Genomic DNA, 20,665 nt, shown 5'->3' with positions numbered 1-20,665 from the left:
TTCAGGCCGCGGTCGCCGTGGTGCGGGCGGTGGCGTCGCGCAGGGCACGCACGATCGCCTGCTTGCCCAGGGTAATCTTGTAGCCGTTGTGGCTGTAGGCCACGGCGTCGGCGAGCGCGACCTCGGCGGCACGTTCGAAGTTCTCGCGCGTAGCCGGCTGGCCGATCAGCGCCTTTTCGGCCGCCTCGGCGCGCCAGGGTTTGGTCGCCACGCCGCCCAGCGCCAGCCGTGCCGAGGCGACGCTGTCGCCGTCGAGCTCAACGATGGCGGCGCAGGAGGCCAGCGCGAACTCGTAGGAGGCGCGGTCGCGCAGCTTGAGGTAGTGCTGGCCGCCGGCGCGCGGCGCATCGAGAATCACGTGGGTGATCAGTTCGCCGTCCTTCAGATCGTGCTCTTTCTCGGGAGTGTCGCCCGGCAGCAGGTGGTAATCCTCGAAGGGGATCTCACGGCTGCCCTGCGGCCCCTCGACGACGATCGTGGCGCCCACTGCCACCATGCCCACGCACATATCGGAGGGGTGGGTGGCAATGCACCGGTTGCTGGTACCCAGCACCGCGTGGTTACGGTTGATGCCGTCGAGGGCGGCGCAGCCGCTGCCCGGCTCGCGCCGATTGCAGGGCATCGCCGGGTCACGGTAGTAGGGGCAGCGAGTACGCTGCATGACGTTGCCGGCAGTGGTCGCCAGATTGCGCAGGCCGGTGGAAGCCCCCGCCAGCAGCGCTTCGCTGAGCACCGCATAGTCGCGCTTGACCAGCTCGTGGTGAGCCAGTTCATTGTTGGTGACCAGCGCGCCGACCTTCAAGCGGCCGTCATCGAGCTTTTCAATGCGCTTCAGCGGCAGATGGGTCACATCGACCATCCGCTCGGGGGTCATGACATCCAGCTTGACCAGATCGAGCAGCGTGGTGCCACCGGCGACGAAGGCGTCACGCCGCTGATCGCGCTGGCTGGCGACCGCCTGGTCCACCTTTTCGACGCTTTCCAGTTCGAACTGTCGCATCTCAGCTCTCCCCTTGCATGCGCTGGCGGGCGGTTTCGATCGCCTCGCGAATGTTCTTGTAGGCGCCACAGCGGCAGATATTGCCGCTCATGGCGTCGTTGACGCTGGCCGCGTCGGCGGCGACAGCCCTGTCGTTGAGCACGGCGGCGGCGGTCATCATCTGCCCGGCAGTGCAGTAGCCGCACTGGTAGGCATCGTGCTCGAGAAAGGCTTCCTGTATCGGATGCTGCCCCTGCTCATAACCGGCGCTGCGGGCCAGCCCTTCGATGGTGGTGATCTCGGCGCCCTCCTGCATGCAGGCGAGCATCAGGCAGGCGTTGACGCTGCGGCCATTGACGTGAACGGTGCAGGCGCCGCACTGGCCGTGATCGCAGCCCTTTTTGGTGCCGAACAGACCCAGCTCTTCACGCAACACGTCGAGCAGGATGGCGTTGGGCTCAAGTGCCAGGCGGTGCTGCTCACCGTTGACGCTGAGGGTGACATTACGGGTATTGCCGGCCGAAGCGCCGCCGGCAGCGCTGGGCCGCTCGGCGATCTCGGCCTGGGCAGCGGGCGTGCAGTAGCCCACGCCCGGACGGGAATAAGGAGTCGGTGCCATGTTTCGGGTCCTCATCGGTGAACCGGGCGGACAGGTGTTTATCACCGTTGCAAGCCGCCCGGCGTCAGGTTGGGTCCTGTGTACTTTTCTGTGATGTCTTTTCTGAGTGTCGCTGCAAGGCAGGTGTCAGGTGTGCAGGGCAGCGCGAATCGAGCGTTATACAGGCCTTTTCAAGGTAGGCAAGCGGCGCGGGAGCTTCAAGCTGTATTCAGGCAGCGCCATGCGCCTGGCCGCTCCGCCAGGCCGAAAATCGCGTGCTGCTTTAGGCCAGGAGGAATATCAATCGCTTCAATAAAAATATACAATCCCGTATGTATGCTTGCTGATTCTTGCACCCTTTATTGGCCGCTACCATTGAAGGCACCTCCACGTCGGGAAGGCGTTTATGCGAAAGACCAAGGAAGAGGCCGAGCTCACGCGCCAGACGCTGATGAACGCCGCCGAGCATCTGTTCATCGAAAAAGGGCTGAGCCGTACCACTCACAATGACATTGCCGCACGCGCCGGCGTTACGCGCGGCGCGCTCAACTGGCACTTCCCGGATGGCAAGAACGGTATCCTGGCCGCACTGCTGGACCGTAAACGGCAGATGACCGAGCGCCTGGCGCAGCATCTGGTCGACAGCGAAAAGAGCAGCAGCCGGCCCATCGCCGGCATGCGCGACGTCCTGGTGCGCGATATACAGTCGCTCGCCAGGGACGTCCAGCTACAGCGCATCCTGTGCGTGATCAACTCGCGCAACGAGTTTATCGGCGACTTCGCCTGGGTCAGAGATCAGCTCGATCAACACAATCGCGAGTGCCAGAGCATGCTGGCCGAGGTTTTCGAACGCGGCCTGCGCTGCGGTGAGGCACGTCTGCATCCCGGGCTGACGCCGACCATTGCCGCCTCGCTGCTGCTTTCGAGCGTGATCGGCATGGTTAACGGCTGGCTCAATGGCTGCGTCACTTTCGACATCGCCGCCGACAGTGAACTGCTCGTCGACACCCTGTTTGCCGGCATGCTGTGTCACGACGGCCTTTCGCTGCCGACATAGCCGGTCCGGTAACCGCACAGGCCGGACCGACACTATACGAAGCCCACCACCTCATGCGGCACATAAGGCGCTTCCTGCGAGATACTGCTTAAAGCACACTCTTTTAACATGCTAACAAGAGTGGCAAAGTATGGCGCCAAACCGCAAGCCGGGAACCGTCATCACAGCGCTCGCAGGCTTATGACTGCGGCCAGAGTTCGATCAGCACCTTGCCGGAGGCCTGGGCATCCTTCGCCACGGCGAACGCCTCGACCGCCTCATCGGCTGCCATGGCGTGGGTGATCACCCGATCGAAGCGCTCATCGCGGGCCAGCAGCTCGATCGCCTCGTCGACCTCCTGATTGAAGCGGAAGCAGCCACGCAGCTGGATCTCCTTCGAGATCAGCGTCGCCAGTTCCAGCGGCTGCGGCCCGGCCCCCATCATGCCGATCTGGGCAATCACCCCGGCGCGGCGTACCGCGCGGATGGCGGTATCGATCGAGGCCGGCACCCCGGAGCACTCCAGCGCCACATCGAAGGCTTCCGCTTCAGGCGTCTGCTCGCCAATGCGGATGGTGTGCTGCACGCCCAGCTCGCGAGCGCGCGCCAGCGGACCTTCGACTACATCGGTAACGCTCACCTCCTTCGCGCCACGCACCAGCGCGGCGGCGGCGCTCAAAAGGCCGATCGGCCCCGCGCCGCACACCAGCACGCGCTTGCCCTCGACGCCGCCGGCGACATTGATGCCGTGCAGCGCCACCGCCAGCGGCTCGGCGAGTGCCGCGCGCCTGAGCGGCAGGCCCTCCGGCAGGCGCCGCAGCATGTCGCGACGCACCACCAGGTATTCGCTCATGCCGCCCTGGGTATGAGGGGTGGTGGAGGCGGAGCCCAGATAGGCGCCCTGCGGCCACAGATGCGGTAATCCTTCCAGCCCCGGCCGGCATTCACCGAAGGTCGCCGGATGAAAGGTGACGGGCGTGCCCGGCGCGAAACCGCCTGCCGGGTCGAATTCGACCGTGCCGGAGAGTTCATGGCCGGGAATCAGCGGCTCGCGCACCACGAAGGCGCCGTTGGCACCGTCATGGTAGTAGTGCAGGTCGGAACCGCAGATACCGCCCCAGGCGATACGTACCCGTACCTCGCCCTCGCCGGGCTCGGGGGTCGGCCACTCCTGCGCTCGCAGGTCCTGCCTGCCGTGTATCACCAGTGCTTTCATGGGGGCTCTCCCGAGTGCGCCAGACGACCGCTGGCGGCTTACACCACCGAGGTCATGCCGCCGTCAACGAAGATGTTCTGCCCCGAGACGAAGTCCGAGGCGCCGGAACAGAGATAGAGCAGCGTGCCGATCAACTCCTCGACCTCGCCCCAGCGCTGCGCCGGTGTGCGGTTCTCGACCCAGGCATTGAAGTCATCGTCCTGCCACAGGGCAGTGTTCATGTCGGTACGGAAGTAACCGGGCGAGATGCAGTTGACCTGAACGTTGAAGCGCGCCAGATCCGCCGCCATGCCTTTGGTCAGCATCGCCACGCCGCCCTTGGAGGCGCTGTAGGGAGCAATGGTCTGACGCGCCAGCATCGACTGCACCGAGCCGATATTGACGATCTTGCCGGCCCCGCGCTCGGACATTGCCGGCGAGATCGCCCGCGACACATAGAACGCGCTGGAGAGGTTGGTCGCCAGCACCGCGTCCCAGTCCGCCGGGTCGAACTCGGTGAAGGGCGCGCGGCGCTGCAGACCGGCGTTGTTGACCAGAATATCCGGTACGCCGTGCGTCTCGATCAGCGCCGCCAGCGCCTCCTTGACCGCCGGGGCATCGGTGACATCGAAGGTCACCGCGCTCACCTCGGCGCCGCTCTCGTCGCGCAGCGCACGGGCCGCCTGCTCGACCGTCTGCGGGCTGCGCCCGTGCAGAATCACTCTGGCCCCCTGCTCGGCCAGCCCGCGCGCCAGGGCGTGACCCAGCCCCCGCGAGGAGCCGGTCACCAGCGCCAGCCGGCCACTGATATCGAAAGGATTCATGATGTTCTCCCTGTCGTGATCGAGAAAACCGGCTCAGAAAATGACAAAGATCAGGCAGGCCAGAATGAAGCCCACTACCGATTCGAGCGCCTGCTGCACCGTCCAGGTCTTGAGCGTGGTCTTGACGTCCATGCCCAGCAGCCGGCCCACCAGCCAGAAACCGGAGTCGTTGACGTGGCCGGCGAATACCGAGCCGGCGGCGGTGGCCAGGGTAATGGCGACCACATCGACGCTGGAGAAGTTGCCCGCCGACACCGCCGGTGCCATCAGCCCCGCGGCGGTGACCAGTGCCACCGTCGCCGAGCCCTGCGCCAGGCGCAGAATCACGGCCACCAGCCAGGCGGCGACGATAATCGGCAGGCCGATGTTACCCAGCGAATCGGCCAGGGCGTCGCCGATCCCGGAGGCGCGCAGCACGCCGCCGAACATGCCGCCGGCACCGGTGATCAGCACCACCGAGCAGATCGGCCCCAGCGAGCTGTCGAGCACCTTCTCGATGGCGCTGCCGTTTTCACCCCGGCGCGTGCCCAGCACCCAGCAGGCCACCAGCACCGAGATGAGCAGCGCGATCGGCGTGCTGCCGAGTGTCTTGAGCAGCTGAAACCAGCCCTGATCGGCGTCCACCACGCCGGCGGCGCGCAGGAAATCGAGGCCGGTGTTCATGAAGATCAGCACCAGCGGCAGCAGCAGCATACCGATGACGGTGCCGACCGTGGGGGGATTTTTGACCTCGTCGTCGTCCTTGCCGCCGAAGAAGTTCTCGGCCAGTTGGAAGCTGTAGTGGCGAGCGCTGAACTTGCCCCACAGATAGCCCGACAGGTACCACATCGGGAAGGCAATAACGATACCGAAGAGCATCAGCACACCCAGGTTGGTGCCGTAGAGTTCGGCAGCGGTGACCGGGCCGGGATGCGGCGGTACAAAAACATGCATGACCGAAAAGGCCGCCGCGGTGGGCAGGGCGTAGAGCAGAATCGGGCCCCCCAGACGCCGGGCGACGGCGAACACCACCGGCAGCATGACGATCAGGCCGGCGTCAAAGAAGATCGGAAAGCCCATGAACAGCGAGGCGACACCCAGCGCGAAGGGCGCGCGCTGTTCACCGAACAGCTCGATCATGCGATCGGCCAGCACCTTCGCCCCGCCGGAGTTCTCCACCAGCCGGCCCAGCATCGCGCCCAGCCCGACCAGCAATGCCACCGAGCCCAGCGTGCCGCCGAAGCTCGACACCATGGTGGGCACGACCTGAGCGGCCGGCAGGCCGGTGGCAAACGCGGTCAGCAGGCTGACCAGAATCAGCGCCAGAAAGGCGTGCACCCGAAAGCGGATGACCAGTACCAGAAGTACGATGATCGCTGCCGCTGCGATTCCCAATAGCGGCCCGGCCGACATCGTTTGCGTCCATTCATTCATCCCGTTGCTCCCCGCCTGTCCCTGTAGGAATTGTCGGCAGCCGCCAGTACGCAGCTTAAGCCATGCTACAGCAGCACGGGAGCGCCGGCATTAGACCAAAGTCGAACAAATTCAACAAAGTCTAATCAATGCGCCGGACAGGGTAGCTCAGCGACGAAAACGGGCAAAAACTTCCTCGCCCATTACCGGACACCAGCGCGCCAGAGCCACCCCAAGCCCCGCTCCCACAAGCGTCAGCAGCGGCGGCAGCCACTCAAGCGTTACCGCCGAGGAGATATAGAGGTAGAGAAAAAAGAGCACCATCACCGGCGCACCGATCAGGCTGCCCGAGCGACGCCCGGCAACCGCCACGGCGGCCAGCACGCCCAGGGCGGGGATGACCACCGACAGCAGATTGACCACCATGCCCAGCGCCGCGCCTTCGAAACGCGGCTGCGCAAGCCCCAGGCCGATCTGCCACAGCAGTAGATAGACCGCCACCGGGGCGATCACCGCCGCGCTCAGGCGTCCCATAAAGCCCAGCGCCGTTGCCGGGTCGTTGTTGCCGTTGCCGTGACCGCCGGCCATAACGTTCTCGCTACTGTCAGTGGGGTTATCTTGCGCGCGCCGGACGGCATTGCCCGGCGCGATGGCAGAGCCGGGGCGGCATCAACGCCGGGCGATAATCTCGCGCCATTTCGCCGGCCCCGTGGTATGCACGCTCTCGCCGCGGGCGTCGACCGCCACGGTAACCGGCATATCGCGCACCTCGAACTCGTAGATCGCCTCCATGCCCAGGTCCTCGAAGGCGACCACTTTCGCGCCCTTGATCGCCTGGGCGACCAGGTAGGCGGAACCGCCCACCGCCATCAGATAGGCAGCGCCGTGATCGCGGATCGCCTCGATCGCCGCGGCGCCGCGCTCGGCCTTGCCCACCATGCCCAGCAGCCCGGTCTGCTCCAGAATGGTACGCGTGAACTTGTCCATGCGAGTCGCGGTGGTGGGTCCGGCGGGGCCGACCACTTCATCTCCCACCGGGTCGACCGGGCCAACGTAGTAGATAAAGCGCCCCTGCAGGTCCACCGGCAGCGCCTCGCCCTGCGCCAGCATGTCGACCATGCGCTTGTGGGCGGCATCGCGACCGGTCAGCAGCCTGCCCGACAGCAAAATGGTGTCACCCGGCTGCCACTGCGCAACCTCATCGCGGCTGATGTCGTCGAGGTTGACGCGCCGCACCCCCTCGCCCGCCTCCCAGGCGATCTCCGGCCAGTCATCGATGCTCGGCACCGGCAGCTCGGCGGGCCCGCCGCCGTCGAGTTGAAAGTGCACATGACGGGTAGCGGCGCAGTTGGGAATGATCGCCACCGGCTTGTTGGCGGCATGGGTGGGGCAGTCCATCACCTTGATATCGAGCACCGTGGTCAGCCCGCCCAGCCCCTGAGCGCCGATGCCAAGGCGGTTGATTTTGTCGAACAGTTCGAGGCGCAACGCCTCGGCGCGGCTGGAAGCGCCGCGCTCGGCGAGCTTTTGAATATCGATGGGCTCGAGTAGCGACGCCTTGGCCATCTTCATCGCCTGTTCGGCGGTGCCGCCGATACCGATGCCCAGCATGCCCGGCGGGCACCAGCCGGCGCCCATCTTCGGCACCTGCTCCAGCACCCAGTCGACCACGCTGTCGGAGGGGTTGAGCATGGCGAATTTCGCTTTCGCCTCGCTGCCGCCGCCCTTGGCGGCCACATGGATGTCGACTCGCTCGCCCGGCACCAGCCGATGGTGAATGACCGCAGGGGTGTTGTCTTTGGTGTTGCGCCGGGCGCCGTCCGGGTCTTCCAGAATCGAGGCGCGCAGGACGTTGTCCGGGTGGTTGTAGGCGCGCCGCACGCCCTCGTTGATCATGCCATCGAGGCTCATGTCGGCCTGCCACTGCACCTGCATGCCGACGTCGACGAACACGGTGACGATGCCGGTGTCCTGACAGATCGGCCGGTGACCGGTGGCACACATGCGCGAATTGATCAGAATCTGGGCGATGGCGTCACGCGCGGCGGGATTTTCCTCGCGCTGGTACGCCTGGTGCATGGCGTCGATGAAATCCTTTGGGTGGTAGTAGGAGATGTACTGCAGCGCATCGGTGACGCTGTCGATCAGGTCCTGCTGGCGAATCACGGTCATGGCAACTCTTCTTCGCTGGCGGGTCTCGGCCCGCTTTCAGTCGATCGGGATGGACGACGAATACGGCCGCCATCATACGCTCGGGACGCATCGGCGACGAGCCGCAGGCCACAAGACCGACGCCCGGCGAACATCAAAAGCCATATCATTGGCCTCAAAAACCAGCGGTAGAGCAGCCCGGCCAGCCACAGCAAAGGCAGCAGCACGAGGCTCCAGAGCAGGAACTGCCCCAGCCTGGCCGGCCACCCCAGCCACTGCGCCAGGTTGGCCCCCAGACCGCTGATCAGTGCCGGATGGCGCACCACCAGCCAGGCGGTAGTGCCCACGGCGGCAACCTTTGCCATGCGCGAGAGCTGCGCAAAACGAAGCCCGACCGGCAGCAGCGCCGCCCGCGAGGCGCGCAGCTCACTACCGGCGCCCGCCACTGCGCGGCCCTCCACCGCGCCCAGGCGTACCGCCCGGCCGGCACGCAGCAGCCTGACCGCACCGGCCACCATCAGCACATCGACGCCGGCCCAGGCGATATCGGCGGGCCTCACCCCGGCGTCGCTCTGCACGATGCGCTCCAGATCGCGCAGCCCGCCGGTGAAGAAGTCGCCCAGCGCCGTCACCAGCCGCTCGCCCTGCAGCCAGTGCGCCGCGCCGCGCTCATCGACCACGAACTGATCGAGAAAGCCGTAGCCGCCCTGCTGCAGAAAGGCGATAGCGTAGCGGCCACGCTGCTGCGGCGTCAGCGTATCGGACGCCGCCGATGGCGCGTCGTTGGAAAGTGGCGCCTCGGCCGTGGCGCTGTCCGGCGCTGGCTCAGGACGCCACCAGCCGGTGAGGCTATCGCGGGCACCCTGATAGCGCTGCGCCGCCCAGTGACGTGCACTCAGGCTCGGCATGGCGTTGTCATGGAAGTACCCCACCGGCAGCACCGCATCCGGGCCGTAGCGCGCCAGCACGGCGGTGAAGGCCGGGTCGAAGCCGTAATCGCCGAGCACCCGGCGGGCGAGATCGCCGTGGCGCTGCAGCGCCAGCGCGCCGTTGAACACCAGCGCCGGGTCGTCCGCCCAGCTCAGAAACAGCGCACTGATTGATTCGGGCTCGTCTTCGAGCTGCTGCGCCACCGAGGCCGGCAGCGCATCAGCGGCAGCAACGCGCAGAAGGCGCGGCTCATAGGGGGTGGCAGAAGCCGCCGCGGTGATCGCGGCGGCGGCGAGCAATGCAATGAGCAGTGGCAGCCACAATGAGCGGGCAAGGCGTGACATGACGGGCCCCGTAACGACCGGCAGGAGGGCGATTATGGCATGGCCCGGCGCGCTTCGCTCAGGCGTCGGTGCGGGTCAGCAACCGGCGGAGGGAACCCAAAGCGCGCCAGCGCTTTGGGCGGTCAACTGCAGCGATCTGTTGGGTGACCTTTCAGCCACAGCGAATTTCGGCTTCACACTCAACCGCGAAATTTACTGAATTCGCAATAAAGCAAAACGAATGTGCTTTATCGTGGAGAGACCTTGCTAACTCGCTGTCGTCATCTGCACCGATATTGACGATTGGCTTTAGCATGACTTTGTCAAAATGACCACTGCCATTATTGGTCTCAATCATTCGACCTTCAGCGTTGTCCGTGTAATTCGACACCGTGATCCCGGCGTCAGCGCAAAGATGTAGATACCAAAGCATATGACATGCTGAGAGCGAGCTCAGCAAAAGCTCTTCCGGGTTATAGCGGGACGAGTCGCCTAGGAAAGCTGGATCTGCCGACCCATTTATTATTGGTTTGTTACCGCAGGTTATTTCGTGATTGCGAGAGAAGGCACGGTAGTTCTTAGTGCCGTCGCCTGAATTCCCGGTCCAGACGACGGTAGCGGAATAATTGTGCTCACCTTTTTTCGACATCGAAGTTCCCATATTCATAATATGATTCGCCCAACGCCTTACTAAGTTGCAGCCAACAGCCACGACACTCAAGCAAAGCCACTTAATCACTAAACTCAACCAAACCAAAAGCGCCGACTGTTAGCTGTCGACTTGAGTAATTTGTTATGTGTTTCCCCACCAATAGGGCATTAGATCTTTTAACTTGATAGTTGCACCCTCAAGATTTGTCAGAACCTCAATTTTAAAGTTTTTTGGATGCAATTGCAACAATAGCTCTTGGCACGCCCCACAAGGAAGTATTACATCATGCCCTTTAATGCAAACTAATTTGATGATTTGAAACTCACCTTCAGTTACCATTGAACCAATAGCATTTCTTTCAGCGCAAGTGCCTAATGCGCATGGCGCATCAATACAAACACCGCTGAAGAATTTTCCAGAGGATGTTTCAATAGCTGCTGATACTTGACCACAGCTAATCCTGCCACTGAACTCTTGTGTTCTTAATTTTGACTGTGCCAATGAAACTAATTCTTGGAACATTTGGCATCCTCAATAAACATATAACGCCTAAGCTCAGTTGCCGACCGAAGCGCGACAGCGCTTTGGGCGGTCAACTGCAGCGATACGTTAGGTTGGATCGATTTACTCATGCGCGGCTCTGACCATAACCAATTCATCAGGTTGTGGATCAAATACGATCGTTTGTTTCGTTGTCGCTCTACGGAATCTTAATCGACCTAATAAGGCCATTGACCGGAAGTTGGCCGATTTCAAAACCGCAGCGAAACGAGTTACCGAATATGTGGTACGTAGCTCTCGCAGCATTGCCTCGACTGCTTCTCTGCCGATTCCCCGCCTCCAATACTTGCTATTCAACACGTATGCAATACAAGCGGTATCTGACTGCAAGACAGAGGCTTGCACATAACCGCACGGGCCAACTTCATCCAGCCGAATAACCCAGTTAAGCCATTGCTGGGATCGATCCGGCGACGAGCGGCTCTCAAGCCGACGATAACGCTGCGCTAGAGATTCGAGGGAACTCGGCGGCTTATTCTCGAATTCATAGATAGCAGGATCATTAAGAACCTCAAACATCGCCGTCGCGTGCGACTCCATCAAAGGTTCGAGTGTGAGGCGCGATGTCTGAATAATGTTCATTACGACCCAACAGGTATTAGATAGCGCGCTCGTTTATTCGCTTGAACGATCACGCGCGTTCAATATTCTTATGAGACACCATTAAACTATTGATTTGAGGGACAACATAAGCCTCCATGCAACCCATCCAGGGTTCGCGTGCTTGCACATTTTGCTGATACCAATAATACTGCATGGACATACATATATAATAGCAATATGGGCATGGATATGCGCAGCAAGCCACCCAAGCTGATGGATAGGGTCAAGGCGACCATGCGGGTGAAACGCTATAGCCACCGCACCGAGAAGACCTACTGCTATTGGATTCGTTTCTTTATCGCCATGTGCTGGAGCAACCTCTGGGTGAGATTGGCGAGTTCACGCACGCCAGGCGTCCACGCCGATTGCCGGTCCTTTGGGCTAAACCCCGCCGCAGCGGGGTTTTAACAGACGAGCAAGGTTTGGCCCTTACTTCTCCAGCCACTCGGTGTGGTAGACCGTGTCGCGGTCATCCAGACGACGGTAGGTGTGGGCGCCGAAGAAGTCGCGCTGCGCCTGGATCAGGTTGGCCGGCAGCATCTCGGTGCGGTAGCTGTCGTAGTAGGCGATCGCCGAGGCGAAGGTGGGCACCGCAATGCCGTGCTGCACCGCATGGCTGACCACGTCGCGCAGCGCCTGCTGGTAGCGCTCGGCGATGTCGGCGAAGTGCGGCGCCAGCAGCAGGTTGTCCAGCTCCGGCTTTTCGCGATAGGCGTCAGTGATCTTCTGCAGAAAGCGCGCGCGGATAATGCAACCAGCGCGGAACAGTCCGGCAATGGCGCCGTAATCAAGGTTCCAGTCGTTCTCCTCTGAAGCGGCGCGCATCTGCGCAAAGCCCTGGGCGTAGGAGACGATCTTGGAGAGATAGAGCGCCTGGCGCACTTTCTCGATGAACTCGGCACGGTCGCCTTCGAACGGCTTGTCGCCCGGCCCCTTGAGCACTTTCGCCGCGGCGGTGCGCTCATCCTTCAGCGAGGAGATGAAACGCGCGAACACCGACTCGGTAATCAGCGGCAGCGGCACGCCCAGCTCCAGCGCATTGATGCTGGTCCACTTGCCGGTGCCCTTCTGGCCGGCAGAGTCGAGGATGGTATCCAGCACGTAGTCGCCGTTGTCGTCGCGCTTTTTGAAGATGCGCTGGGTAATGTCGATCAGGTAGCTGTCGAGTTCACCCTCGTTCCACTCAGCGAACACCTCGGCCAGCTCGTCGTTGGAGAGCCCAAGGCCGCCCTTGAGCAGCGAGTAGGCCTCGCTGATCAGCTGCATGTCGCCGTATTCGATGCCGTTGTGCACCATCTTGACGTAGTGGCCTGCGCCGTCGGGGCCCACATAGCTGACGCAGGGTTCGCCATCTTCGGCCCTGGCGGCGATTTTCTCGAGAATCGGCGCCACCATGTCGTAGGCTTCCTTCTGCCCACCGGGCATGATCGAAGGCCCCTTGAGGGCGCCCTCCTCGCCGCCGGAGACGCCGGTACCGATGAAGTTCAGCCCCGCCTCGGAAAGCTCGCGGTTGCGGCGAATGGTATCCGGGTAATGGGTATTGCCACCGTCGATCAGGATATCGCCGTCGTCGAGGTGGGGGCGCAGCGATTCGATGGTTTTGTCGGTCGCCTCGCCGGAGGCCACCATCAGCAGGATGCGGCGCGGCTTCTCCAGCGAATCGACGAAGCTCTCGATGTCGTAGCAGGGCACCAGCTTGCTGCCGGGATGCTCTGCCATGACCTCGTCGGTCTTCTCGCTGGAGCGGTTGTAGATCGATACCGTGTAGCCACGGCTTTCGATATTGAGCGCCAGATTGCGCCCCATCACCGCCATTCCCATGACGCCAATCTGTTGTCTGGACATTGCCTGTTACCACTCCATCGGTCGTTGATCTATCGCACTGTTGTAGCGCGCCCGCGCTCATTTTGCGAACGGTCTGCAGGCTTTTGGCCGCTGCAGGGACTATCAGTTTGTCAGAGCAGGGTGTTGCTGTCGTCAGCCGAGCGCCCGGCAGGTTCGATACGCCGGCTGTAAAATTTTTGTGTCACTCGGATATCCAGGCCAGGCTGACAGGGTCAATCACCGAACCTCTTGTACACCACCGCAGCCGCCATGCCGCTCTTGCCCCGACTGCCTATGGCGCATGGGAGATGAAGTGCATATGCACCAGGGTGGCATCGTCGACAACTTCGTCAATATGGTCGCGCTCGATGACAGCGAGAGAGCGCTGCTCGACGACTGCGAGCGCGAGCCGCAGATCATGCGACGCCACCAGTATCTGTGGCGCTTTCGCGACAGTGCCCGGATGCTCTATACCCTGCAGAGCGGCTGGGCCTACGCCTATCGTATTACCCTGACCGGCGAAACGAAGGTGGTCGAGGTGTTCACCCCCGGCGATATCATCGGCCTGCGCGACTTTACCTTCGGCCACCATCTGACCGACGTGCGCATGATGACCGACGCCAGGGTGTGTCCCTTCCCCTACGCCCACATTCTGGACGCCTGCCACCGCTCGCGCGCCCTGACAGCGGCCTTTTTCGCCACCGCCTCGCGTGACCAGGCACTGATGACGGCGCGCGTGACCACCCTGATGCACTGCAGCGCGCGGATGAAGATCGCCCATTTTATCGTCGAGATGTATCTGCGTCTGCGCCACACCAACCCGCAGCTGGGCTGGCGCTTCGACTTCCCCATGAACCAGAAGCTGATGGCCAGTCTACTGGGTCTGACCAGCGTGCACGTCAGCCGCATGATGAGCGAGATGGCTCGCGACGGGCTGGTGCGCAAGCAGCGTCGGGTACTGGAAATTCTCGACTACGACGCGCTTTACGAAGAAGCGCAGTTCGACGAGACCTATATCCAGTTCGATCTGGGGCATCTGTTCGAGGGGCAAAACGAGCGTATCGTGCCGACATAGCGCGTTTTTGGACGAAGACAGAGGTGGGACATGGGCGGCAACCGAACTCCGGCATCCGGAAAGGCAGCATGAACGGCTCATCAGCCACACCACACGATGCTGCCTTCAAGGCCGTACTAGTGATGCACTATATGCTGCAGGCTGGCGAAACCCGGGATCCGGCTGCGCTGGTAACGGCACTGGCATCAAGGGTACCCGAAACAGGGGGAAACGCTCATGACCATCGCGGAACAGCTCGAGGAGCGCGGCATCCGGAAAGGCCGCCAGGAAGGCCGGCTTGAAACGGCCCGCAACCTGATCCGGGACACCACACTTTCCAATGAGATGATCGCCGGCGCTACCGGCCTGGATATCGCTCAGGTCGCCGAGCTTCGTGAACAACTCAAGAGCTGACTTTCAACCGTCATGCCCCCTCAATGTGCCTCCTCCCGGCTGTCGCCGGCCCCCGCCTCGACTTTCAACGGTACGTCGAGCCGGCCGGCGCGCTGCATGCGCTCGACCACTTCGGTACGAAAGGCTTCAACCTGGTCGCTTTTGACCTCGAAGATCAGTTCGTCGTGCACCTGCATCACCATTACCGCATCGAAATCGCCCTCGCCGAGCCAGCCGTCGACGTCGATCATGGCACGCTTGATGATGTCGGCGGCGGTGCCCTGCATGGGGGCATTGATGGCGGTGCGCTCGGCCGAATCGAAGGCAAAGCGGGTGTCAGCGTTCGGACACTGCCAGCCGGATGCCCAACCCTATCAGTACGCCTCCCATCGCCCGATCGAGCCACTGACCAATCGCCGGACGAGTGCGCAACAGGCTCGCGAGACGCGCTCCGAGATAGACCAACGGCAGCTCGACAAAGCCCGCGACCAGAATGATCAACGTGCCATGGAGAAACAGCTGGGCGGCAACGGGTCCCGAGCCTGGCACCACGAACTGGGGCAGAAAAGCGAGAAAGAAAACGGCTACCTTGGGGTTCATGAGGGAGACCAGCACACCCTTTCGCCACACCTGCGCCCCAGAAGCCTGGCGCGCCTCTGCGGTATTCAAGCCGCTGCTCCTGGAGCTTAGAGCCTGGAGACCCAGCCAGATCAGATAAGCCGCACCCAGCCACTTCACCACGCTGAATGCCGTCGCGGAAGTCGCCAACACGGCAGACAGTCCCAGCGCCGCCAGCAATACGTGACACATGGCCCCACTCCAGATGCCCGACATCGCAGCCAGTCCTCTGCGGCGGCCGCCTTTGGCCGCCTGCGACAGGATGAAGGCCATATCGGGACCCGGCGATAAATTGAGCAGCAAGGCGGCCGTAAAGAAGCCCATCCAATGCACCAGCGAGTAGTCGAACATGTTTGCCTCCATACGACGCTAGCGTCTGATTATGCCTCAATGTGCCTCCTCCCGGCTGTCCGACGATCAGCGGCACGTCAGCCACATGATGAGCAAGATGGCCCGCGACGGGCTGGTGCGCAAGCAGCGCCGGGTATTGGAGATTCTCGACTACGAAGCCCTCTATGAAGAAGCGCAGTTCGACGAGACCTATATCCAGTTCGACCTGAGGCACCTGTTCGAGGGCCACGACGCCGCGCAGGCTCCCTCGTAGCGGGCGGCCCGGGAATACGACATCAGGGGCGCCGGCCACCAGAATGATCTGATCCACGAGTTTTCTTTGACTCTCTTGTCGCGAGTGCGCCACCCCGATATAGCAACGCTATAAAGGAAGCTCCAACGTGGCCTTTTCGGTAGAAACCACGATGGAGGTTCTGAACTTGCGTACATTGCTGTCGGAAAAAAAGAAGCGGTGAGTAAACCTTTCATAATCAGCCATATCCCTGGCGACCACGATCATTAAAAAGTCGGCATCACCGGCAATGCAGTAGCAGTGCTGCACCTGAGCATCCTCTCTTGCCTTGCGCTTGAAGATATCGATTTGGTCCGACCTGTCGCGTTCAAGCTCGACTGATACAATAGCTTTCACTCCAAGGCCCACTTTCAGTGGATCAAGGACGGCCACTTCACTCTGCACAACGCCCGCTTCACGAAAGTTTTTCAATCTACGCTGCACCGTCGCCGTTGACATGCCGGTCTTCTCGGACATTTCCGGGATGGTGGTTTTTACATTTTTCTGCAGCAGCCCGAGCAGCTTGCGATCACTTTTTTCCAGGTTACTCATATCACGACATCACAAAATTTATATTTTTGATTTTTTTACATCAAAAAATCGCATTTTAATTACTTTAGCGCATCACAACACAAGCTGTAAACTATACAGCATGAGACATGGTGCTATTGCTATATTACCGCTGGCTTTCGGAGCTTCCCTTTATGGATTTGCCTTCGGGATACTGGCCTATCAGGCGGGCTTTATGTGGTGGGGGGTGGGTCTAATGGGCGCTACGGTCCATGCCGGCTCCTCCCAGATTGTGGCGGTCGACCAGTTTTCCGGGGGAAGCGCAATGCTGGCTGCCGCCCTGGCCGGCGCGGCCCTCAATCTGCGTTATATCGGTATGATCGCGTCGCTGCATGAAGTGCTTGGAGAGAAACCTTTTTGGCAGCGACTATTGGCCATTCATATCACTTCCGACGAGAACTGGGCACTTACCATGTCCAGCAAAAAAGAGTCACCGGACATTGGCGCCGATTTCCTGATTGGCTCGGGTCTGACCATGTTCCTGGTCTGGGTCTGCTCCACCACGCTTGGGGCATTAGCCGGCAACGCCTTGCCTGATCTTGACGAATATGGGCTCGGTTTTGCCTTTACGGCCGCCTTTATCGCAATGGCACGAAGCATGTGGCCTGGCATGGATAGATTGCCCTCATGGACAATATCCTTTGCTGCTACGTTATTGCTGTCCTGTCAGGGTATGGCGGCCGCTTATGCCATTGTGGGCGGCACGCTTTGTGGCATCACAATGTTGCTGTTCGAGCGCTATACCAAGGATAAAATATCATGAGTGCCTCTCACTTTGGGCTGATCGCTCTTCTCTCTTTACTCGCTTTCAGTGTGCGATTGGCCGGCCTGTTTGCAGGTAGAGCCATCGGCGAGTCTCGTCTTGCATTTTTACTGGATGAGCTGCCCGGTCTGATTATCGTCGCGCTGGTCGCAGCTTCCATGGCGACAGAACCCGGCATCTACTGGATTGCAGGCGGCATCGCACTACTGACCGCCTGGAAAACCCGTAACATCATTGCCACAATGGGGGCGGGCATGACAGCGCATGCCGCCATCACCTTCATGGGCGCCTAACCTCGTTCCACTCCGCATGTGGTGTCAGACATCGAATGCCTCAATGCGCCTCCTCCCAGCTGTCACCGGCCCCCGCCTCGACGATCAGCGGCACGTCGAGCCGGCCGGCGCGCTGCATGCGCTCGACCACTTCGGTACGAAAGGCTTCAACCTGGTCGCTTTTAACCTCGAAGATCAGTTCGTCGTGCACCTGCATCACCATCACCGCATCGAAATCGCCCTCACCGAGCCAGCCGTCGACGTCGATCATGGCGCGCTTGATGATGTCGGCGGCGGTGCCCTGCATGGGGGCGTTGATGGCGGTGCGCTCGGCCGCCTGACGGCGGGCGTGGTTGCGCGAGGCGATCTCCGGCACGTAGAGGCGCCGACCGAATACCGTCTCGACGAAGCCCTGCTCGGCGGCCTCGGCGCGGATGCGCTCCATATAGCGCGCCACCCCCTGGTAGCGCTCGAAGTAACGCTCGATCCAGGTCTTCGCCTGGCGCTGCTCGACGTGCAGCTGGCGCGCCAGCCCCCAGGCGCTCATGCCGTAGATCAGGCCGAAGTTGATCGCCTTGGCGCTGCGCCGCTGATCACTGCTGATACGCTCGGGCGAGGTGCCGAATACCTCGGCGGCGGTGGCGGTGTGAATGTCGCGGTTGTCGGCAAAGGCCTGCAGCAGGCCCTTGTCGCCGGAGAGATGCGCCATGATGCGCAGCTCGATCTGCGAGTAGTCCGCCGCTACCAGCCGGTAGCCGGGCGTGGCCACGAAGGCAGTGCGAATACGCCGGCCGATTTCGCTGCGGATGGGGATGTTCTGCAAGTTGGGATCGCTTGACGACAGCCGCCCGGTGGCGGTCACCGCCTGGTGATAGCTGGTGTGAATGCGCCCGGTCTCGGCGTTGACCAGCTGCGGCAGCTTGTCGGTGTAGGTCGACTTGAGCTTGGTCAGGCCGCGGTGCTCCATGATCACCTTCGGCAGCGGGTAGTCCAGCGCCAGCTCCTCGAGCACCGCTTCGGCGGTGCTGGGCGCGCCCTTGGGCGTTTTCTTCAGCACCGGGATCTTCTGCTCCTCGAACAGAATCTCGCCGAGCTGTTTGGGCGAGCCGAGATTGAATTCGCGCCCGGCGAGTTCGAAGGCGTCGCGCTCCAGCGCCTCGATACGCTGCGCCAGTTCGCGGCTCTGCTCGCCGAGGCAAGCGCTGTCGATCGCCACGCCGCAACGCTCCATGCGCGAGAGCACCGGGATCAGCGGCCGCTCCAGGGCGTCGAGCACCTCGGCCAGACGCCCCTCGGCCTCCAGCCGCGGGCGCAGGTGGGCGTGCAGGCGCAGGGTGACGTCGATATCTTCACAGGCGTACTCGATCGCCTCCTCGACGCCTACCTGGTTGAAGGTGAGCTGCTTCGCCCCCTTGCCGGCGATCTCCTCGAAGCTGATGGTGTTATGCCCCAGATACTGCTGCGCCAGCGAGTCCATGTCGTGGCGGGTGGCGGTGGAGTTGAGCACGTAGGACTCCAGCATGGTGTCGGTCAGCGCCCCCGCGACGTGGATGTCGTAGCGCGCCAGCACCTCGATGTCGTACTTGAGGTTCTGACCGATCTTGGCGATCGACGGCTTCTCCAGCAGCGGCTTGAGCGCCGCCAGCACGGTGTCGCGGTCGAGCTGCTCGGGAGCGTCGAGATAGTCATGCGCCAGCGGCACATAGACCGCCTCGCCGGGCTCGAGGCCCAGCCCCACACCGACAATGGCAGCGCTCATATAGTCGAGGCTGGTGGTCTCCAGATCGAAGCAGAAGGCCTCGGCCGCGCCAAGGCGCTCGAGCCAGCCATCCAGCGTCTTCCGGTCGAAAACACCGCTGTAGCGGCGCTCGCCCGCCAGCGCCGAACCCTCTTCACCATCGCCGCCGATATCCGTCTTACCGGCAGGCACATCGGCCGCCGCCGCACCGTCGCGGCCACCGGCCAGCAGCTCATCGAGCCAGCTTTTGAATTCGAGACGCTGATAGAGCGCCAGCAGCGCCTCCTGGTCGGGGTGGGCAATCTCAAGGTCGTCGAGCCCCACCGGCAGTTCGCAGTCGGTGCGAATGGTCGCCAGCTTATAGGAGAGAAAGGCCTGCTCGCGGTGCTCTTCAAGCTTTTTGGGCATTGATTTGGCGCCGCGAAAGGAGAGCGTGGTGACCCTGTCGAGATCGGCGTAGAGGGTGTCCAGGCCGCCATTCATGCCGGTCAGCAGTGCCAGCGCGGTCTTCTGCCCGACCCCCGGCACGCCGGGAATGTTATCGACGCTGTCGCCCATCAGGGCGAGATAGTCGATGATCAGGTGCGGCGGAATGCCGAACTTCTCCTCCACCCCGGCGACATCCAGGGTTTCGTCCTTCATGGTGTTGACCAGCGTGATGTGCTCGTTGACCAGCTGCGCCATGTCCTTGTCGCCGGTGGAGATGATCGCATCGCGGCCGGCCTCGGTGGCCATCCGCGCCAGCGTGCCGATGACGTCGTCGGCCTCCACGCCCTCGACGCACAAAAGCGGTAGTCCCAACGCTCTCACGCAGTCGTGCAGCGGCTCGACCTGGGCACGCAGCTCTTCCGGCATCGGCGGGCGGTTGGCCTTATAGTCGCTATAGAGCGCGTCGCGGAAGGTCTTGCCGCTGGCGTCGAACACCACCGCCATGGGGCTTGCGGGATACTGGCGGATCAGGCTCTTGAGCATCGACATGACGCCGCGTACCGCACCGGTGGGCTCACCGGTAGAGGTAGAGAGCGGCGGCAGGGCGTGAAAGGCGCGATAGAGATAGGCGGAACCGTCCACCAGGACGATCGGGGCAGTGGCCATGGAAGCTCCAGCGAAACGGCGTAAGCGAAAACTCCATGATACGCAAGGGCGGCGCCGCCGTCCAGGGCGATCGCACGTCGATAATCGATCGCATTTGAAGAATCGCGTGTGAATCGGTATAGCTGAGGCATTTGGTCGGAGTTCCCTCATGACCCAGTCCCCGAAGCCCATCATGGATGTTTTCGTCGCCGTCACCGATCCTCGCCAGTCCAGCAAGGTTCAGCACTCCTTGCCGGAGGTGCTGACCGTGGCGGCCTGCGGCATTCTGGTCGGCACTGACACGTTCGAGGAGATCGAGTTCTGGGCCAAAGAGAAGCTGCCATGGTTGCGCCAGTACCTTACCCTGCCCAACGGAATTCCCTCGCACGATACCTTCGCGCGCCTCTTTGGACTGATGAACCCCGGAGAGTTCGAAGCCGCCTTTCGCCGTTGGGTTGACAGTGTACTGCCCGGCGTCTCACCCCAGGTGGTG

23 protein-coding genes and 1 pseudogene are annotated in these 20,665 nt (G+C 62.1%); 8 read left to right on the top strand and 16 right to left on the bottom strand.

Annotation, left to right across the window (positions count from 1 at the left end):
- Window position 1: 1 nt before the first annotated feature.
- Both H146_RS0106730 and H146_RS0106725 read right to left on the bottom strand, forming a co-directional pair.
- Window positions 2-1,000 carry an FAD binding domain-containing protein gene (locus H146_RS0106730; protein WP_019951107.1) on the bottom strand — a complete coding sequence of 333 codons (999 nt, stop codon included), beginning with the start codon at window positions 998-1,000 and terminating at the stop codon, window positions 2-4.
- A gap of 1 nt (window position 1,001) precedes the next feature.
- Complete coding sequence (locus tag H146_RS0106725; RefSeq protein WP_019951106.1) at window positions 1,002-1,598, bottom strand: (2Fe-2S)-binding protein; 597 nt, start codon at window positions 1,596-1,598, stop codon at window positions 1,002-1,004.
- A gap of 385 nt (window positions 1,599-1,983) precedes the next feature.
- On the opposite strand from H146_RS0106725, the gene H146_RS0106720 reads away from it, so the two are divergent.
- On the top strand, window positions 1,984-2,634 hold the full coding sequence (locus H146_RS0106720; RefSeq protein WP_019951105.1) for a TetR family transcriptional regulator: 651 nt from the start codon (window positions 1,984-1,986) through the stop codon (window positions 2,632-2,634).
- 178 nt (window positions 2,635-2,812) lie between these two features.
- Here H146_RS0106720 and H146_RS0106715 read toward each other — a convergent pair whose 3' ends face one another.
- The 9 genes from H146_RS0106715 to H146_RS22440 form a co-directional block, all read right to left on the bottom strand.
- The gene (locus tag H146_RS0106715) at window positions 2,813-3,829 is read right to left on the bottom strand and encodes an L-idonate 5-dehydrogenase (protein ID WP_019951104.1); all 1,017 of its coding nucleotides are present in this window, start codon (window positions 3,827-3,829) and stop codon (window positions 2,813-2,815) included.
- A gap of 38 nt (window positions 3,830-3,867) precedes the next feature.
- Window positions 3,868-4,632, bottom strand: coding sequence for a glucose 1-dehydrogenase (locus tag H146_RS0106710; protein WP_019951103.1), 765 nt, complete (start codon window positions 4,630-4,632; stop codon window positions 3,868-3,870).
- A gap of 33 nt (window positions 4,633-4,665) precedes the next feature.
- On the bottom strand, window positions 4,666-6,045 hold the full coding sequence (locus tag H146_RS0106705) for a GntP family permease (RefSeq protein WP_026351797.1): 1,380 nt from the start codon (window positions 6,043-6,045) through the stop codon (window positions 4,666-4,668).
- A 147-nt stretch (window positions 6,046-6,192) separates the two neighbouring features.
- Window positions 6,193-6,612 (bottom strand): hypothetical protein, encoded by a 420-nt coding sequence (locus tag H146_RS0106700; RefSeq protein WP_019951101.1) that lies wholly within the window; start codon window positions 6,610-6,612, stop codon window positions 6,193-6,195.
- 81 nt (window positions 6,613-6,693) lie between these two features.
- A complete protein-coding gene (locus H146_RS0106695; RefSeq protein WP_019951100.1) occupies window positions 6,694-8,196 on the bottom strand; it encodes a fumarate hydratase in 1,503 nt (500 codons plus the stop codon).
- The gene (locus tag H146_RS18695) at window positions 8,193-9,449 is read right to left on the bottom strand and encodes a hypothetical protein (protein WP_019951099.1); all 1,257 of its coding nucleotides are present in this window, start codon (window positions 9,447-9,449) and stop codon (window positions 8,193-8,195) included. Before H146_RS18695 ends, H146_RS0106695 begins: the two co-directional genes overlap by 4 nt.
- 151 nt (window positions 9,450-9,600) lie before the next feature.
- Entirely contained in the window at window positions 9,601-10,095 is a 495-nt protein-coding gene (locus tag H146_RS20655) for an OsmC family protein (protein WP_245558696.1), read from the bottom strand.
- 126 nt (window positions 10,096-10,221) lie between these two features.
- Entirely contained in the window at window positions 10,222-10,602 is a 381-nt protein-coding gene (locus H146_RS20650) for a cytidine deaminase family protein (protein ID WP_083920804.1), read from the bottom strand.
- 102 nt (window positions 10,603-10,704) lie between these two features.
- The gene (locus tag H146_RS22440) at window positions 10,705-11,223 is read right to left on the bottom strand and encodes a GNAT family N-acetyltransferase (RefSeq protein ID WP_083920803.1); all 519 of its coding nucleotides are present in this window, start codon (window positions 11,221-11,223) and stop codon (window positions 10,705-10,707) included.
- 198 nt (window positions 11,224-11,421) lie between these two features.
- Between H146_RS22440 and H146_RS22435 the strand changes: the two genes are divergently transcribed.
- On the top strand, window positions 11,422-11,652 hold the full coding sequence (locus H146_RS22435) for a phage integrase N-terminal SAM-like domain-containing protein (RefSeq protein ID WP_026351796.1): 231 nt from the start codon (window positions 11,422-11,424) through the stop codon (window positions 11,650-11,652).
- Between the two features lie 21 nt (window positions 11,653-11,673).
- Here H146_RS22435 and gndA read toward each other — a convergent pair whose 3' ends face one another.
- Window positions 11,674-13,089, bottom strand: coding sequence for an NADP-dependent phosphogluconate dehydrogenase (gene gndA, locus H146_RS0106675; RefSeq protein WP_019951097.1), 1,416 nt, complete (start codon window positions 13,087-13,089; stop codon window positions 11,674-11,676).
- Between the two features lie 298 nt (window positions 13,090-13,387).
- Between gndA and H146_RS0106670 the strand changes: the two genes are divergently transcribed.
- Together H146_RS0106670 and H146_RS21715 are read left to right on the top strand one after the other, a co-directional pair.
- Window positions 13,388-14,143: a Crp/Fnr family transcriptional regulator gene (locus H146_RS0106670; protein WP_019951096.1), complete on the top strand. Its 756-nt coding sequence runs from the start codon at window positions 13,388-13,390 to the stop codon at window positions 14,141-14,143.
- A 216-nt stretch (window positions 14,144-14,359) separates the two neighbouring features.
- On the top strand, window positions 14,360-14,536 hold the full coding sequence (locus tag H146_RS21715) for a hypothetical protein (protein ID WP_019951095.1): 177 nt from the start codon (window positions 14,360-14,362) through the stop codon (window positions 14,534-14,536).
- Between the two features lie 20 nt (window positions 14,537-14,556).
- On the opposite strand, the pseudogene H146_RS0106660 reads toward H146_RS21715, so the two are convergent.
- Both H146_RS0106660 and H146_RS0106655 read right to left on the bottom strand, forming a co-directional pair.
- Window positions 14,557-14,832 (bottom strand): annotated as a pseudogene (locus tag H146_RS0106660) (DNA polymerase); the annotation flags it as partial.
- A gap of 19 nt (window positions 14,833-14,851) precedes the next feature.
- Window positions 14,852-15,484 (bottom strand): LysE family translocator, encoded by a 633-nt coding sequence (locus H146_RS0106655; RefSeq protein WP_019951093.1) that lies wholly within the window; start codon window positions 15,482-15,484, stop codon window positions 14,852-14,854.
- An 85-nt stretch (window positions 15,485-15,569) separates the two neighbouring features.
- On the opposite strand from H146_RS0106655, the gene H146_RS0106650 reads away from it, so the two are divergent.
- Entirely contained in the window at window positions 15,570-15,737 is a 168-nt protein-coding gene (locus H146_RS0106650; RefSeq protein ID WP_156826728.1) for a hypothetical protein, read from the top strand.
- 108 nt (window positions 15,738-15,845) lie between these two features.
- Here the strand turns inward: H146_RS0106650 and H146_RS0106645 are convergent, their stop codons facing one another.
- Window positions 15,846-16,307 carry an Lrp/AsnC family transcriptional regulator gene (locus H146_RS0106645; protein WP_019951091.1) on the bottom strand — a complete coding sequence of 154 codons (462 nt, stop codon included), beginning with the start codon at window positions 16,305-16,307 and terminating at the stop codon, window positions 15,846-15,848.
- Here H146_RS0106645 and H146_RS0106640 point away from each other — a divergent pair.
- Window positions 16,213-17,088, top strand: coding sequence for an AzlC family ABC transporter permease (locus tag H146_RS0106640; protein ID WP_342664561.1), 876 nt, complete (start codon window positions 16,213-16,215; stop codon window positions 17,086-17,088). The genes H146_RS0106645 and H146_RS0106640 overlap by 95 nt on opposite strands.
- Window positions 17,085-17,381: an AzlD domain-containing protein gene (locus H146_RS0106635; RefSeq protein WP_019951089.1), complete on the top strand. Its 297-nt coding sequence runs from the start codon at window positions 17,085-17,087 to the stop codon at window positions 17,379-17,381. Before H146_RS0106640 ends, H146_RS0106635 begins: the two co-directional genes overlap by 4 nt.
- Before the next feature lie 40 nt (window positions 17,382-17,421).
- Here the strand turns inward: H146_RS0106635 and polA are convergent, their stop codons facing one another.
- Window positions 17,422-20,193: a DNA polymerase I gene (gene polA / locus H146_RS0106630; protein ID WP_019951088.1), complete on the bottom strand. Its 2,772-nt coding sequence runs from the start codon at window positions 20,191-20,193 to the stop codon at window positions 17,422-17,424.
- A 148-nt stretch (window positions 20,194-20,341) separates the two neighbouring features.
- On the opposite strand from polA, the gene H146_RS18690 reads away from it, so the two are divergent.
- On the top strand, window positions 20,342-20,665 hold a 324-nt coding region (locus H146_RS18690; protein ID WP_019951087.1), incomplete at its 3' end, for an ISAs1 family transposase.

It is taken from the genome of Kushneria aurantia DSM 21353 (assembly GCF_000382245.1).
GTDB classification, from domain to species: domain Bacteria; phylum Pseudomonadota; class Gammaproteobacteria; order Pseudomonadales; family Halomonadaceae; genus Kushneria; species Kushneria aurantia.
The sequence above is the reverse complement of the archived record's forward strand: the minus strand, read 5'-3'. Positions and strand labels throughout refer to the sequence as shown.